This is a genomic window from Chryseobacterium sp. 27AL (assembly GCF_057815395.1).
Genome location: NZ_JBYRIW010000002.1, coordinates 227,285 through 241,325 on the forward strand (window position 1 = coordinate 227,285; position 14,041 = coordinate 241,325).

At 35.7% G+C, this 14,041-nt stretch carries 17 protein-coding genes; 3 read left to right on the forward strand and 14 right to left on the reverse strand.

Translation table 11 applies throughout. The annotated features are described in order from the left end of the window. Window positions 1-445: 445 nt before the first annotated feature. The 5 genes from AC3WV0_RS06565 to AC3WV0_RS06585 form a co-directional block, all read right to left on the reverse strand. The gene (locus tag AC3WV0_RS06565; protein ID WP_488845029.1) at window positions 446-1,165 is read right to left on the reverse strand and encodes a hypothetical protein; all 720 of its coding nucleotides are present in this window, start codon (window positions 1,163-1,165) and stop codon (window positions 446-448) included. Between the two features lie 84 nt (window positions 1,166-1,249). Further along, window positions 1,250-1,909, reverse strand: coding sequence for a DUF2461 domain-containing protein (locus tag AC3WV0_RS06570; RefSeq protein WP_488845031.1), 660 nt, complete (start codon window positions 1,907-1,909; stop codon window positions 1,250-1,252). Between the two features lie 131 nt (window positions 1,910-2,040). Next, window positions 2,041-2,670 (reverse strand): hypothetical protein, encoded by a 630-nt coding sequence (locus AC3WV0_RS06575; protein ID WP_488845033.1) that lies wholly within the window; start codon window positions 2,668-2,670, stop codon window positions 2,041-2,043. A gap of 749 nt (window positions 2,671-3,419) precedes the next feature. Beyond that, entirely contained in the window at window positions 3,420-3,734 is a 315-nt protein-coding gene (locus tag AC3WV0_RS06580) for a nuclear transport factor 2 family protein (RefSeq protein WP_488845035.1), read from the reverse strand. A 20-nt stretch (window positions 3,735-3,754) separates the two neighbouring features. Continuing rightward, on the reverse strand, window positions 3,755-4,549 hold the full coding sequence (locus tag AC3WV0_RS06585) for an SDR family oxidoreductase (protein ID WP_488845037.1): 795 nt from the start codon (window positions 4,547-4,549) through the stop codon (window positions 3,755-3,757). A gap of 127 nt (window positions 4,550-4,676) precedes the next feature. On the opposite strand from AC3WV0_RS06585, the gene AC3WV0_RS06590 reads away from it, so the two are divergent. Next, on the forward strand, window positions 4,677-5,042 hold the full coding sequence (locus AC3WV0_RS06590) for a winged helix-turn-helix transcriptional regulator (RefSeq protein WP_488845039.1): 366 nt from the start codon (window positions 4,677-4,679) through the stop codon (window positions 5,040-5,042). A gap of 440 nt (window positions 5,043-5,482) precedes the next feature. Here AC3WV0_RS06590 and AC3WV0_RS06595 read toward each other — a convergent pair whose 3' ends face one another. After that, window positions 5,483-5,986: a hypothetical protein gene (locus AC3WV0_RS06595; RefSeq protein WP_488845041.1), complete on the reverse strand. Its 504-nt coding sequence runs from the start codon at window positions 5,984-5,986 to the stop codon at window positions 5,483-5,485. 167 nt (window positions 5,987-6,153) lie between these two features. On the opposite strand from AC3WV0_RS06595, the gene AC3WV0_RS06600 reads away from it, so the two are divergent. Then, the gene (locus AC3WV0_RS06600) at window positions 6,154-6,387 is read left to right on the forward strand and encodes a hypothetical protein (protein WP_488845043.1); all 234 of its coding nucleotides are present in this window, start codon (window positions 6,154-6,156) and stop codon (window positions 6,385-6,387) included. Here the strand turns inward: AC3WV0_RS06600 and AC3WV0_RS06605 are convergent. Beyond that, on the reverse strand, window positions 6,371-6,550 hold the full coding sequence (locus AC3WV0_RS06605; protein WP_042719990.1) for a SymE family type I addiction module toxin: 180 nt from the start codon (window positions 6,548-6,550) through the stop codon (window positions 6,371-6,373). The two genes, AC3WV0_RS06600 and AC3WV0_RS06605, sit on opposite strands and share 17 nt — an antisense overlap. Window positions 6,551-6,750: 200 nt before the next feature. Here AC3WV0_RS06605 and AC3WV0_RS06610 point away from each other — a divergent pair, with 200 nt between their 5' ends. Continuing rightward, window positions 6,751-6,969 (forward strand): helix-turn-helix domain-containing protein, encoded by a 219-nt coding sequence (locus tag AC3WV0_RS06610; protein WP_488845045.1) that lies wholly within the window; start codon window positions 6,751-6,753, stop codon window positions 6,967-6,969. A 135-nt stretch (window positions 6,970-7,104) separates the two neighbouring features. Here AC3WV0_RS06610 and AC3WV0_RS06615 read toward each other — a convergent pair whose 3' ends face one another. The 7 genes from AC3WV0_RS06615 to AC3WV0_RS06645 all read right to left on the reverse strand — a co-directional run bounded on the left by AC3WV0_RS06615 (window position 7,105) and on the right by AC3WV0_RS06645 (window position 14,003). After that, the gene (locus tag AC3WV0_RS06615; protein WP_488845047.1) at window positions 7,105-8,169 is read right to left on the reverse strand and encodes a hypothetical protein; all 1,065 of its coding nucleotides are present in this window, start codon (window positions 8,167-8,169) and stop codon (window positions 7,105-7,107) included. Next, on the reverse strand, window positions 8,153-9,550 hold the full coding sequence (locus AC3WV0_RS06620; RefSeq protein WP_488845049.1) for a DNA cytosine methyltransferase: 1,398 nt from the start codon (window positions 9,548-9,550) through the stop codon (window positions 8,153-8,155). The genes AC3WV0_RS06615 and AC3WV0_RS06620 overlap by 17 nt, the downstream gene beginning before the upstream one ends. Window positions 9,551-9,785: 235 nt before the next feature. Beyond that, window positions 9,786-11,411 carry a chaperonin GroEL gene (groL, locus tag AC3WV0_RS06625; protein WP_248394928.1) on the reverse strand — a complete coding sequence of 542 codons (1,626 nt, stop codon included), beginning with the start codon at window positions 11,409-11,411 and terminating at the stop codon, window positions 9,786-9,788. A gap of 68 nt (window positions 11,412-11,479) precedes the next feature. Beyond that, entirely contained in the window at window positions 11,480-11,836 is a 357-nt protein-coding gene (locus AC3WV0_RS06630; RefSeq protein ID WP_488845051.1) for a four helix bundle protein, read from the reverse strand. 40 nt (window positions 11,837-11,876) lie between these two features. Beyond that, complete coding sequence (locus AC3WV0_RS06635) at window positions 11,877-12,155, reverse strand: co-chaperone GroES (RefSeq protein WP_488845053.1); 279 nt, start codon at window positions 12,153-12,155, stop codon at window positions 11,877-11,879. A 153-nt stretch (window positions 12,156-12,308) separates the two neighbouring features. Continuing rightward, a complete protein-coding gene (locus tag AC3WV0_RS06640; protein WP_488845055.1) occupies window positions 12,309-13,196 on the reverse strand; it encodes a hypothetical protein in 888 nt (295 codons plus the stop codon). An 84-nt stretch (window positions 13,197-13,280) separates the two neighbouring features. Then, window positions 13,281-14,003 carry a DUF3108 domain-containing protein gene (locus AC3WV0_RS06645; protein WP_488845057.1) on the reverse strand — a complete coding sequence of 241 codons (723 nt, stop codon included), beginning with the start codon at window positions 14,001-14,003 and terminating at the stop codon, window positions 13,281-13,283. Window positions 14,004-14,041: the final 38 nt, after the last annotated feature.

The window sequence follows — 14,041 nt, forward strand, 5'->3', positions numbered from 1 at the left end:
CGGATTGATGTTTTTCATTACAAATATGTAATACCGAATGTTTTTTCACGCAAAGATTTAATTATAATGCTTCTGTTTTTAAGTGGGCTAAGAATAATCAGCAAGCTGATTGATGAAGCTATTCGGGAGCTTTGTGCAGATTTTATCTGTCTTTGCTTTTCTTGAAATAAATATTAATTTAAAGCTTGTTTAAAACTAATTGCAGAATTAACCGCAAACCAAAGGTTCGACGTAGTCAAAAGTCACAAACGATAATCTTTACGCAATGATTAGAACAATCAAAGTTCTCAAAAGAATAAAAATCGAAGATTTTTTAAGGCTATTGTGCCCTTTTTTCATTTATCGTCATCAACTTTAGATAAAATTGAGCTCATCTTTTGTGACCTTTTATGGTTATATAAAAAGTTTAAACAGCTTTTTAAATAAAATCTTTGCGTTTGAATAATCACAATTTCTTTTTTACTAAAGGCGTCTGCATAACGTCAATTTTTCCTTTTTTATTGGGGTAGTACAGTGATTTTCCATCAAGAATAAAGAAATCGTCCCTGATGATATCTTCGTCTTTTGCAATATCCTCGATTTCAAATTCAAACACATTAGAATCCTTGTCGGCCTTATTGAAAATAATATAATCCTTGAGATTGTAGGTCATAAAGCCGATTTGTGAAAAGTCTTTTTTAGGAACGGTTACCGAATTTTCATTATCAAGAATATGTTGCCTTCTGACACGAGGAGCCCAGCCGCAGTTTCTGATGTAAGGCGATTTGAGGATGTTTATATAATTCCCCTTTTTATCAAAATAAACGGTTGCCATGATGAAGCCATTACCTCTTAACTTGCCGGAATCATCCCTTTTAGGAATGTGATTGATTTTAATGGTGACAGAATCAGAATTGTTTTTAGATTCTTTCATCTTTACTGTAGCAAACTCTTTTTTGATGTCAGGATTTAATAAAATTTTATTTTCAGAAAGTTTCCAGTTGCCCTCGTATTTTTTGCCATACAGATTGTAGATGAAGGTGGAGTCGGGTTTTAATTCAATATAATTCGTTCCAGGGTTGAATTTACCGATTAGTCCCATACCATAAATTCCGGTAACATCTTTATTTTGAGAAAAAAGAATAGAAGCGGTTGAAACTAAAATAACTGAAAGAATTTTTTTCATTGCTTTTGCTTAATGGTTGATGTCTTAAAAATAAGTAAAATATCAACTGGTTTATATTGGAAAATTCTAAATCACCTTTTATATTTAAATTAAAGGTTGCCCATCCAGATCTGTAGTGAGCACTTCGCTCATGTAATCGAAGAAAGGGCGCATGGCAAGTAAGGTGAGCACTGCTTCTTTATGAAAATCATCGGATAAAACTTCCTTGTCAGTAAATGGTCTCATGACAACATACTGCTTTTTTCTGATGAGGTCGATGGCGGGATGATTCTTATCAAAACCTCTTGGCGCTGTTTTCACGGCATCGCCTTTTATTTCCTTGAAATAGTTTACGAATGTCTTATCCGAAGTGATCTTTTTAATTTCTGCGGTGCTGATTTCAAATTCTTTGCGGATGCGAAGCAAATCTTTGGCATCCGGTCCCCAGAATCCGCCGCCTACGAAACTGTTGCCGGGTTCAAGATGAATGTAATAGCCTCCTCTCAACATCGGTTTTAATCTGGAATAGCCAACTCCGAAATTGGTTTTGTATGGTGTCTGGTCTTTTGAAAACCGGACATCCCGGTAAATCCTGAAAATATGCATGGCGTTCACACGGTCATATTTCTGGAGTTCGGCGTAGATCTGAGTGAAAAGCCCCTTATTTTCTTTTACAGCCGCATCATATTCCGCTTTATGGGCGGCAAACCATTCACGGGTGTTGTTTTTTTCCAGCTGTTTAAGGAATTGAAAGGCTTTTTCCATGCTGATGATTTTTAGCAAAAGTATATTTATTTACCTGTTAAATCTCGTAAAAATGATAGATTCGTCTATTAAATTTAATATAGTTAGAGTCAGTCTCCCTAATACAAAACCGGTATTAATAGAAATTCCTCTCAATTTTCATATTCTTTTAAAATTCTAATAACAGATTCTTTATCAAACTTAGAGGTATTGTCAATTTTTGAAGCTAATTCCGGTTTTGAAGAGGTAATTTCCTTCAATTTATTTTTCATACTGTTGAATAAACCAACATTTACTTCCTGATCTTTTTCATTTTTGAAATGGTCTATGATCTGAACACTTCCATCGTAAGCATTATTATAATATTCTCTGAACCATTTGATTTTGCCGTCGTAAAATAATTCCTGTAATGATTGAAATTCAGGGCCTCTGTTTACAAATCTTCTTTCGTTTCCATTATAATCTTTAATGGTCATTTCTTTTAAAAGCTGGAAATAAATATATTCTCTCTTTCCTGTATTATCATAAATAGCAATGAAACGATTTATTGAAGTTTCATTTAAAAATCCATAGATTATATTTTTTTGTCCTCTGATTTTTCCATCAACCGTTTCATCATTAATAAAAGTAATTTTTGCATCCATGGTATTTTTTTCCTGGATAACCGCATTTTGAGTAGCATAGCTTTCAATAGGCTTTAATTCGCTCATTTGATTCCATACTTTTACGCAGCTTGTTAATGAAAGGGTAGCTAATAATAGTAGTAAGTGTTTTAATTTCATACGTTTTGATTTATACATGGTTTTTAATTTCTTTTTCCAGTCATTATGCTGTTAGCAATATATTCTTTAAAATCTTTTTGTTTTAAGAATTTAAGTCAAAGAAAAACAGAGCTAAGCCGATATTTTCTGTAACGCAAACTTAACCAAAAATTTAAAGTGAAAGAATAGGAAAGCAAATCAACTGCGAGTTTTTTATCTTGTCTATGCTATCATTTTTTATCAAGCAATACGGATTAGGATTTGTCTGTAAAGATTCTCTGTTAGTTCCGGACAAATTGTTTTAAATCACCGAAATCCTCCGAAGGTCTTGGGCGTAACCTGCGGGGAACTTTTCATGGTTGCAAACCTTGGGATGGCAATAAATGAAATGGCAAAACTTTAGCAAATGCACAAAAGAAACTGTCCAAAAAGTTTGTATAGTCTCTTTATTAAGACTTTTTTTTAGTTTTTTAATCATCATTTTATACGGTAGTGCTTGGAGTCATCATTTTAATGTGCTCCAGAGGAGCAATATCTGTGTAGCACAAAAAAACAATAGAATATGTAAGCACGCCGTAGGTGTGCTATGATGAGATAGAACTCCTCCGGAGTTCTCGTATGACAAGATGCTGATGTAGGTCTACGCAGATATTGCTCCTCTGGAGCATAAAAATAATCTGTTGATTTTTGGTGCCTAAAAAAGAGGCTGCCCAAACCTTTAGGACAGCCTCTCTGCTTTTTCAAATGGTTTTAACTTTTGCTAAATGGTTTTATACTATTTTCAATGACTGAATTAATCCGTCTTCAAATTCAAAATAATATGTCATTACAATCGGACTTCCGGGAAACGTCCCTGAAACTTCTGCTTTCAGGGTATGTTCGGTTTCTGAATATTCTAACGGCTTCATTACCGCATGATATTCCTGATTGGCTTTATCGATCCAGTTTTTTATTTCGGTTCTTCCGTTGTGTGTTTTTCCTTCGTCAAAAACGACAGCTGTTTCGGTAAAACAATTGGCGTATGCTGTGCTGTCGAAATTGTTTTGTGTTTTTATTAATTCGGTTACTACGTGTGGTAAATTCATTGTATTCAATTTTAAGATGATTAAATGGTTGGCACGGTTCCGCCGTCGATTACATAATTTGTTCCAGTTAAATAACCGGCTCTCGGCGAAACAAGAAATCCGACGAATTCCGCTACTTCTTCCGGGTCGGCCGGTCTGCCGTAAGGGATTCCGCCCAATGCATCCATGACACTCTGCTGAGCTTCTTCTACAGTACTGTTTGCATTTCTTGCGATTTCGCCCAGCCAGGCTACCGATGCTGTTGTATTGATCCATCCTGGTGAAACGGCTAGCACACGAACACCTTTTGGTGTCACTTCATTAGATAAACTTTTACTGTAATTGATCAGTCCTGCTTTGGCAGCGGCATAAGGAAGGGTAGAATCATAGAGCGGAAGTTTACCCTGGATAGAAGCGATATGAATAATAACGCCGCTTTTCTGCTCGATCATTTGGGGTAAAAACCCTCTGTCCAGGCGAACGGGAGCAAGCAGATTGGCCTGAAGCGTCGATTCCCAGTTTTCATCCGTTAATGCCGCAAAACCTCCGGCGGGTGTTTCTGAAGATCCGAGATTGTTGACAAGGATGTCCAGTCTTCCATAGGTCGACAGCACTTCACTGATTACTTTTTGTGCACCTTCTGCTTTACTTAAATCCGCAGCAATAAAATGCAGGCTGCCATTTTCTTTTTCCGGTGCGTTTCTTGCGGTAATGATGACCGTTGCGCCCGCTTGCAAAAGTCTTTCTGCAATTGCTTTTCCGGCTCCTTTTGTTCCTCCTGTTACCAGGGCGATTTTGCCTAATAGTTCATTGTTGAAATTAAATTGTTGTTCCATTGTATGTACATTGTTTAAGGCAAAGTTGAGACTTATGTACGCGCCTCACAAGTACGGAGTTACGATTCGGATAGGGAACAATTTTTCCCCTATTGCACAATTTGGAACATAGGTTTACATTTGCTTTATGTATGAAAGGAAAATTTTACCCAACCTGAATTGCGGTTTGGATCTGATTGGCGAAGTGCTGTACGGCAAATGGAAAATCCGTTTGCTGTGGTTTATTCATCAGGGACATCAGCGGCCCAGCGAACTGCAGCGAAAAATTCCGGATGCCACGAGACGGGTACTGAATATTCAGCTGAAGGAACTGGGAGATCATGACTTAATTACCAAGAAGATCTATCCCGTAGTTCCGCCGAAAGTAGAGTACAGCTTAACTGATTTCGGAAAGACGTTGGTTCCCGTCATTGCCATGTTGGGAAATTGGGGTGATACCCATGAAGAACATCTGCGCTCGGTTATTTTGAAGCGCCTAAATGTTGAAAATTAATTGTTCTGATGCGGTAGCAGTTAAGTAGACATTTTTATTTGTTGATACCAGTGAGAAGTTCACGCCTGAGGAGACGGTAAATCTTCACGGTATTTTCAAAAGGGCTGTAAAGAGCTGTTATATAACAAATTGTACTTGATTGCCTCTTCTGGGTGGTTGATCGGCTCTTCTAAGCGGTTGATTGGCTCTTCGGAGGAGTTGATTGCCTCTTCGGAGTGATTGATTGGCTCTTCGGAATGGTTGATTGCTTTAACGGAACTCTTGATCGTCCTGACGGAGTGGTTGTTTGCCTCAACTGAATACCTGGATGCCGGTTCTGAGCGGTTGAAGAAATCATCAGACTGATTGTGCGGACTAACGTAATGGTTTTTAAAAGTTACGGATTACAGATCTGCGGAATTGGATCGTCCTGCGTAATTTGTGGGAAACAAAATACAATGTTATACAATGTTTATTATTATATCATAGATTTTATTTTCCTCTACTATTTTAAACTTTATGACATCCTTTTCAATCTTTAAGTCAGGTTCAAATCCTAACCCTTTTAGTTTATTGTTTACAGGAATCATAACATTTGCTCCGGAATCACTTTGAAATAAATTTTTAAAAATTATATCGTAATCTTTTTTACTTGAATTCGAAAACATTAAAAGTTTATGCCCTTTGTCAATTATTAATACATTAATCCCTTTATAATCTTTTACATCGTTTAAGTATAAAATTAAATAATCCCTTTTTTTTGTATCGTTGAAATTTGACTTCGAAATAAAAAGTTTAGCATCAGATTCTTTTTTTCCATTGATAAAAATCTCAGTTTTGGTTTCTTTTCCAATGATTCTTGCCGTACCCATTATGTATTTTAAAATAATAGGTGTACTGTACATTGTAATTACAGTAATTAATATGAAAGAAAGGGTAACAAAAATGAGAAGTTTTTTTAACATGATTTCTATTATGCTCTATGTTTATGCTGGAAAGTGTTTTCTCTTCCAAATTTAAGCATTGCTTCAATACAATATTTTATATAATTGCGGATATTTTTTCGAACGGGATTAAATTAATTTAGTACTCCAAAGTTTCTGCGCAACCTCTTGTAGACCAAATGCAATGTATGGAGGTTACAAACACACTTGTTTTAAACTTCTGGAGGACTACGGAAGTCTCGCGCAATCTGCAGGAAACCTCCGGAGAAGTACGGAAGTCTTACGCAACCTGCGGGAAACCAAATGCAGTTGCAGGAGGTTACAAACACTCTTGTTTTACACTTCCTGCAAACGACGTAAGTCTTACACAACCTGCGGTAAACAAAACGCAGTTTTTGGATTATGTTATTTTGCGACAGTAATCGTTAGCTTGTTTTTCTTTTGTTGGATGTGTACGGTTTTTCCTTTTCCGAAACCCAGCGCATCAAGCCATTTTCCCTGAAGGCGGATTTCCGGGACGGTGATCATCCGGTGATTGCTCTTCTGGTATCTGGTGTGGATTTTAATTTTTCTTGCGTTCATCATGGTTATGTTTTTTAGTTTTTGTCGGCTGTAGAGGAGGAAGTCCTGATTACTCCTGAACTTCCTGCCTGTACAAACCAAGGTAATATGATAGATTGTGTTTTTTATCTAAGCTTAATTTATTTAGCAAAGATAAAATAATTTTTCGATTTGTCAACTTACTATATGACAAATTTGTCGTCGAATTCGCTGACATTTGGATCATGACCAGGGATCAGTTAAAAAAAGAATTTGGTAAACGAATTATCATGCTTCGTGAACAGAAGGGCTGGAGCCAGTCTGATTTCGCACGCGCGTGCAATAAAGACCGACAAGCAATTGAAAAGCTTGAAAATGGAAAAGTAAATCCTACGCTTTATACTTTATTAGAACTAGCAAATGCTTTGGAAATTTCTATGGGGGAGTTGGTGGATTTGAAGTGATTTTGCTTCAAAATTTAAGTTGGCACGAGCGAGATGCTCGCACCAGCGTGGGGAAGGACAGGTGCATATAGATGTAATTGATAATCATATTTTGTTTTAACCAAGATTTACCAATATTATTTTATACGATATATTTTACCTATATATTTGCTCAGTCAAAATTTCTTTTATGTTTATATGTTGTGCATTTTTTATTGATTTTGCGCTTTCTGAAACCAAATTTATCCAATCCGAAATTTTACTTTTTTCAGTTGTTTTCATTTCCCAATACTCAGACAACTCAACAGCAGAAATTTTCACAAGATTTTCTACAATTTGAGGGGAATTTTGCAAAAGATTTAGGAATATTCTTGGAGCTCTTTTGTAAGTTCTTGAATTAATCAGCATATCTACTTTTCCACCTGCCGTAAATAAATCACGAATATTAGGACAGACGATTGATTGTCTTGTGGCAAGCCAAATTGCAACTCGGTTAAATTTATCACTTCGATTTCCAAAAAGTTCAGGAAAATAAATCATTGCAAGGTTTTTTAATTCTTGTTTTTCTCTTTGCGATAGGTTATTCCAAATTCTGATTACAATGTTATTTGCAGGACTACCATTTTCACTGTCCATCCACCAAAGTTCTTCACCTGCTTTTAATTTACTTTTATAATAATTTACAATTGCCTTGATTGGATTTTCTTTTTTTCGTAACGTGTCATAAGGCATTTCAATTTTGTCAAAGATTGTTTTGCCTTGCTCCAAATTCATGTCAATTAAATATCTTGGAGAATGAGTTACAACAACTTCCGACAGAACTTCTTCATATGGACGACAACGAAATTCTATTGGCGGTGCCAATTTTGCAAAAAGCATAAAGATTCTTTCTACATCGTTAACTCTAGTGCTTTCTAAAACACTGTTTCCTGTTGACTTCCAATGGTTTTGAGTTGTTGTTTTCACCTCAACCCCATAATATTTTTTTGCTACAATGTCAGGGAACTTCTGTCCACCAATTAATTCAATAGAATTTTCAAAAGGCGTTCCAGCAGCAATTTCTGTCATTACATCCTTTACAAATGGCTCTAAATTTCTTCCTAAAAGAGTGGATACTTTATTTGACGACTTTTTGGCATGAGCATTTAATTCTGTTATTGTCGAGCCTAATAACAAATCAAATTCGTTTCTGTTTGGTTCTGAATTATTGGATATTATCATTTTGTTTATTAAAATATAAATTCCAGACTTTCTCTATTCTTGTAGCCAAATTATATGCTAAAAGTGGAGGAACTGCATTTCCAATTATTTTATATGCTTGAGAAGGACTAACTAAAAATGAGCCTTTTCTGCCGTTTTTGTTTTCAATAACAAATTCATAATCAGGCGGAAAAGTTTGTATTAATGCACATTCTCTCACTGTTAATCTCCTTTCTTTTAATCCTTTTCTTAGTTCTTCATCATGTAAACCACCATTTTCTTTTGAAAGTCTTCTAAATTCAATATTTCCGTGGTGTTCTGCACGAATTGTTGGGGAAATATTTGAAAGTTTTATTTCTGTTTGACCTTGGCAATGTTTACCCATAAACTTTGCTTTTGAGTATGCTTTTTGTGAGAGGTCGTTTGAATTTTCGGGTTCTTCTAAATTTTTAAAAATCTCGTTTAATTGTACAAAAGGTTTTAATTTCTCTCCTGCATTACTATACGCATGAGTTGGTTTCGGATAAGGATTAAACTTGTCAGAAATTACATCTTTTTGCAATTCATTTAAAGCAGCTTGTGTTAATGCCGATTTTTTTATTCCGATAAAAATTACTCTTTCTCTAGATTGGGGCACCCCATAATCTGCAGAATGCAAAACTTGTGGGTCAAGCACAATATATCCGTTTCCGTTTGCGGAAGAAAAATCACTTTGAATAATTGATTTTACATCGCCGAGATTTATTAATCCTTTTACATTTTCCGCAATAAAAATTTTAGGTTGAGTTATCTCAATAACTTCTTTCATCCACATATAAAGTTGCCCGCGAGTTTCAACGGAAGCTGTTTTGTCGTTAATTATTTCCCCTTTATGATTTTTGTGAGAGTTGAAGCCATTTCTTTTTCCCGAAAGACTAAAATCTTGACAAGGAAAACCACCCGTTACAACATCCACATTGTTAGGAAAAACATTTGTTCCACTTCTAAACATTTTTACTAAATCTACAATACTGTCTTGATAAAAGTCTTCCGGATTGTGTCCGCGATTTATAAAAAAGTTTACCCACGCATTTCTTGCATCGGATAAAATGTCATTAGCAAAAACAGTTTTGAATTTTGTTTTTCTTAATTGAACAAAGCCATTTTCCAGGTTCTTTTCAATGAAATCAGGATTTAATGTTTCATTTACTGAGGATTTTAATACAGAAAAACCTCCCTCAAAACCTAAATCCATTCCTCCACAACCTGAAAAAAGGGAAAGCACATTTAAAGTGTCTTTTTTCTTTTCTTCAATTTGTTTAGAATAGTATAAAATCTCTAATTGAGGTTCTTTTACTAACAAATTTTCGCTATTTCTATCTTCATCAAACATTTTAAAAGTTACAATTATATTTACTTTCAAAGATAGAAATTTAATACTAATTTATGACTTCTATTGGTTTTTGTTTTATGTTCGGTTTTGAAAGGTTTTGTGTTTATATTAAACTTTTGCATTGTCTCAAATTTAGTTCTACAACAGATGTCAAAATTTTTAAATTATCTAATTGTTATTTAATTTTATTTGTTTTACCAAACAAATAAAAACCGCTCTGAAAATCAGAACGGTTTATATATAATTGCCTCGGTCGCTGACCGTGTTACATCATTCCTGGCATTCCTCCGCCCATTGGCATGGCTGGCTCGTCTTTTTTCACTTCAGTGATCACACATTCAGTGGTTAATAACATTCCGGATACGGAAGCTGCGTTTTCAAGGGCAACTCTTGTTACTTTCGTAGGGTCGATGATTCCTGCTTCAAGCATGTTTACATACTCGTCTGTTTTTGCGTTGTACCCGAAGTCACCTTGTCCTTCTGCTACTTTCGCAACGATTACAGAACCTTCACCACCTGCGTTGGCAACGATTTGTCTCAATGGTTCTTCGATCGCTCTTTTTACGATTTTGATACCTGTAGATTCGTCAGAATTGATACCTGTAAGGTTTTCCAAAGCAGCAATCGCTCTTACCAAAGCAACACCACCACCAGCTACGATACCTTCTTCAACAGCAGCTCTTGTTGCGTGAAGGGCATCATCTACTCTGTCTTTTTTCTCTTTCATTTCCACTTCAGAAGCAGCACCAACGTAAAGAACGGCAACACCACCTGCTAACTTAGCTAATCTTTCCTGAAGTTTTTCTCTGTCGTAATCAGAAGTTGTGGTTTCCATTTGTGCTTTGATCTGGTTTACTCTACCTTTGATCTTGCTGTCTTCACCACCACCGTTTACGATTGTTGTGTTGTCTTTATCGATAGAAACTTTTTCAGCAGTTCCCAACATATCTAAAGAGATGTTTTCCATGGTGAAACCTTGCTCTTCAGAAATAACCTGACCACCTGTAAGGATCGCGATATCTTCCAACATTGCTTTTCTTCTGTCCCCAAATCCAGGCGCTTTAACGGCAGCAATTTTAAGAGAACCTCTTAATTTGTTTACTACCAAAGTAGCTAAAGCTTCACCTTCTACTTCTTCAGAGATGATTAATAGAGATTTACCTCCCTGAGCGATCGGCTCAAGAACAGGAAGCAATTCTTTCATCGAAGAGATTTTTTTCTCAACCAAAAGGATATATGGATTCTCCAATTCAGCAAGCATTTTCTCAGGATTTGTCACGAAATACGGTGACTGGTATCCTCTGTCGAACTGCATCCCTTCAACAACGTCTACGGTTGTATCAATACCTTTCGCTTCTTCTACCGTGATTACTCCTTCTTTACCAACTTTTCCGAAAGCTTCAGCGATCAAAGCACCGATCGTTTCGTCGTTGTTAGCAGATACGGAAGCAACCTGCTTCACCATTTCTGTAGAATCACCAACAGTTTTAGACTGAGATTTTAAGTTTTCAACAACAGCCGTTACCGCTTTGTCAATCCCTCTTTTAAGATCCATCGGGTTAGCTCCTGCAGCTACGTTTTTAAGACCTTCTCTTACGATAGCCTGTGCCAAAACAGTAGCGGTAGTTGTACCGTCACCTGCGATGTCATTGGTTTTGGAAGCTACTTCCTTCACCATCTGAGCACCCATGTTTTCTACTTTATCTTCAAGTTCGATTTCTTTTGCTACAGAAACCCCATCCTTCGTTACGTGAGGTGCGCCGAAAGATTTTTCGATTACTACGTTTCTTCCTTTTGGACCTAACGTTACTTTTACTGCATTAGCCAATGCATCAACACCTCTTTTTAAAGCGTCTCTTGATTCAATATCGAATTTTATTTCTTTTGCCATATTTTTTTGCTTTTAGCGAATAGCTTTTTGCTTTAGCAATTCGCGGGTTTAATTTTATAACTTGATTTTTAATTTCCGTTTAGCCTGTTCCAAAGGGTTACAAGCTTCTTTTTTAAGGTTATTAATTCGGATAAAAGATTTTGATAATCATTTTCTTCAATGTAATCCAAATCTTTAGCAAGAATTAATTGGTTTTCGGCTTCGTTGGACGATCCTAATGCAATATTGATGAAATTAGCAAATTCTTTATCGGAATTTCTTCCACTTCCTTCTGAAATGTTATATCCAATTGAAGCAAATGATCTTCTGATCTGAGAGGTCAATCCAAAAATTTCTTCTTTAGGAAAGTTTTTGGTTGAAGTATAAATTTTTAAAGTTAATTGATGGCTTAATTGCCAAACTTCAAACTTTTTAAAATCTCTCATATACTATTTTCAATGCTGGAAAGCCATTAGCCAAAAGCCATCAGCCTATGATTCCTAAAAGATCTCCTTCTTTTACAATTAAATAATCTTTTCCTTCCAATTTCAATTCAGAACCTGAATATTTTCCGTAAAGAACTTTGTCACCTACCTGAACAGTTGTAGGCTCATCTTTTTTACCAGGACCAACTGCCATTACAGTACCTTCCTGCGGCTTTTCTTTAGCGGTGTCCGGAATAATAATACCTGAAGCTGTTTTAGTTTCTGCAGCGATCGGTTCGATCAAAACTCTGTCTGCTAATGGTTTAAAGTTTACTGACATAATATATTTAATTTTTTAATTATTTCTGTCTTCTAATTCTCTAATTGTATGCCAACGGAAGCAAAAGAAAATTTTGGCAGACTTATTTTTAGGGAGCGGAAAATTTGGCAGAAAAAAAGTCACCCCGTTTTTGAGGTGACTTGTGTATGATGATTACTTACATGATTCTTTGTAATCGTCGATCAGTTTTTTATATATATTCGTGAATAATTCAGTTCTGTATTTCATATTGATTCTTGATGCTTCGGCTCCTTTTTTTCCTTTCAATAAAGCTTTTCGTTCGGCATCTGTTGCTTTTTTATTTTCCCTGAACGTTTTATTGGAAAAGTAATCATTCTGCCTGGCTTCATCTACTTTTTTCAGAAATTCGGGGCAATCGGCGCCTACAATTTCATAGGCTTTGTAAAACTTTTTGTAAAGCGTTTTCATGTTTAATAATGCCAGCGGGCTTAATGAGCTGTAATCTACCGGTGCCACGGCATACGTTTCATCAGGTTTGCTGAGGTAAATCATAACATAGGTAAGCTGGCAGTTGTCTTCACCACCATTAGATCCCACAGCGAAATTATCACCGAAGTCTGCCTTACACATCATACTTCTGTAGCCATACAGATTAATGGGGCCTTTTTCCATTAAGGGAAGCATTAAAACTTTTCCTTCTGATTCCATTTCCAGATCGTTGTTGATGTCTTTTACGAGACGTTTATCGAGCTGAAACTGCTCCTGGGTTTCTTCGTTGGTATAAATAAGGCTTTTGATATCAGAAACGGGAATCGATTGTATTTCTGTATCACTTTTTAAGGTTTTGAATTTTACATCTTTTCTGTCCAGGTTGGCATATTTCGGTCCTCTTCCCATAATACTGAAAGTGGCAACATCGGGAAGCATAAAATCCTGCGCAAATCCTTTTTTGGTGTTGCCGTCTTCCATTAAAATTTCAATAGGTATAAAATCTCTTTTTCCTGTATAAAATTGTAAAGACTGCGCAATCATATTCTGTATTGTAAATATGAACACTAAAAATGTAATGAGTTTTTTCATGGAATTTTAAAAGTTTTTTTAATCTGTGGCAAATCTAAAAAAAAAAGTTTCCGGAAACTGAATAATTTTTAAAATTATATGGTTTTATTTTACGGATTCCATGACCATTTTTCTTCCATCTGCATCAATTTCCTGTTTTAAAACTTCTCTGGTTGACTTATCAATAAAATAGGTGCTGACTGTTTTTCTATCCTGAATGTCATCCGTAGTTTTTACGATCCAGACTTTTTTGTCATTAAACTCGCCGCTATTTACCTCTTCAATATAAGCTTTTATGACTCCTTTTTTTGCTGAGGGATTATAATCGAAGATCGGGATTTCGATAGAGTAGTGCTCTTTTAAAGGTAAAAATCTTATTAATCCGGGATACGAATTGCTGTCGAAATATGCCGCAGAAATTTTTTCATCAATCTGATCCTTTTTCTGGGTTTTCTTATCAAGATAATAGCCGGTGGCTTTATTTTTTTCAAAATTTAAGACCATATCCCTCATCAGGTTGTAAGAGGAATGATAAACAGGCTGAAAATCAGAAATCTTAACCAATGTAGAATCTACCCAGGGTTTTCCCGGCGCCTGATTCATTTGTACCGTTGTTTTAATCAGAAGTTTTGCTTTGTCTATCTTTTTAACTTCAGTGGTGATTTTTCCGATTTCTATTTTTTGATCTCCTTTCTCGGCGTACCATACCGCATTGGAAGTTTCATCTTTTATGAATTTAGATTCGAGCTTTACGTTGCCTGGATTTAGTGTTTTTTGAGCAAAAAAATTGGCACTGCTCATTATTAAAAGGATCAGAAATGTTCTCATGATTTTTTTAATAATAAGTAGTGCCTTTTATCTTAAAG

Coding starts and splice junctions, on each gene's coding strand:
- AC3WV0_RS06565 (WP_488845029.1), bottom strand. CDS start 1,165: ATGAAAAAAATTCTTTCAGTTATTTTAGTTTCAACCGCTTCTATTCTT.
- AC3WV0_RS06570 (WP_488845031.1), bottom strand. CDS start 1,909: ATGGAAAAAGCCTTTCAATTCCTTAAACAGCTGGAAAAAAACAACACC.
- AC3WV0_RS06575 (WP_488845033.1), bottom strand. CDS start 2,670: ATGAAATTAAAACACTTACTACTATTATTAGCTACCCTTTCATTAACA.
- AC3WV0_RS06580 (WP_488845035.1), bottom strand. CDS start 3,734: ATGAATTTACCACACGTAGTAACCGAATTAATAAAAACACAAAACAAT.
- AC3WV0_RS06585 (WP_488845037.1), bottom strand. CDS start 4,549: ATGGAACAACAATTTAATTTCAACAATGAACTATTAGGCAAAATCGCC.
- AC3WV0_RS06590 (WP_488845039.1), top strand. CDS start 4,677: ATGTATGAAAGGAAAATTTTACCCAACCTGAATTGCGGTTTGGATCTG.
- AC3WV0_RS06595 (WP_488845041.1), bottom strand. CDS start 5,986: ATGTTAAAAAAACTTCTCATTTTTGTTACCCTTTCTTTCATATTAATT.
- AC3WV0_RS06600 (WP_488845043.1), top strand. CDS start 6,154: ATGGAGGTTACAAACACACTTGTTTTAAACTTCTGGAGGACTACGGAA.
- AC3WV0_RS06605 (WP_042719990.1), bottom strand. CDS start 6,550: ATGATGAACGCAAGAAAAATTAAAATCCACACCAGATACCAGAAGAGC.
- AC3WV0_RS06610 (WP_488845045.1), top strand. CDS start 6,751: ATGACCAGGGATCAGTTAAAAAAAGAATTTGGTAAACGAATTATCATG.
- AC3WV0_RS06615 (WP_488845047.1), bottom strand. CDS start 8,169: ATGATAATATCCAATAATTCAGAACCAAACAGAAACGAATTTGATTTG.
- groL (WP_248394928.1), bottom strand. CDS start 11,411: ATGGCAAAAGAAATAAAATTCGATATTGAATCAAGAGACGCTTTAAAA.
- AC3WV0_RS06630 (WP_488845051.1), bottom strand. CDS start 11,836: ATGAGAGATTTTAAAAAGTTTGAAGTTTGGCAATTAAGCCATCAATTA.
- AC3WV0_RS06635 (WP_488845053.1), bottom strand. CDS start 12,155: ATGTCAGTAAACTTTAAACCATTAGCAGACAGAGTTTTGATCGAACCG.
- AC3WV0_RS06640 (WP_488845055.1), bottom strand. CDS start 13,196: ATGAAAAAACTCATTACATTTTTAGTGTTCATATTTACAATACAGAAT.
- AC3WV0_RS06645 (WP_488845057.1), bottom strand. CDS start 14,003: ATGAGAACATTTCTGATCCTTTTAATAATGAGCAGTGCCAATTTTTTT.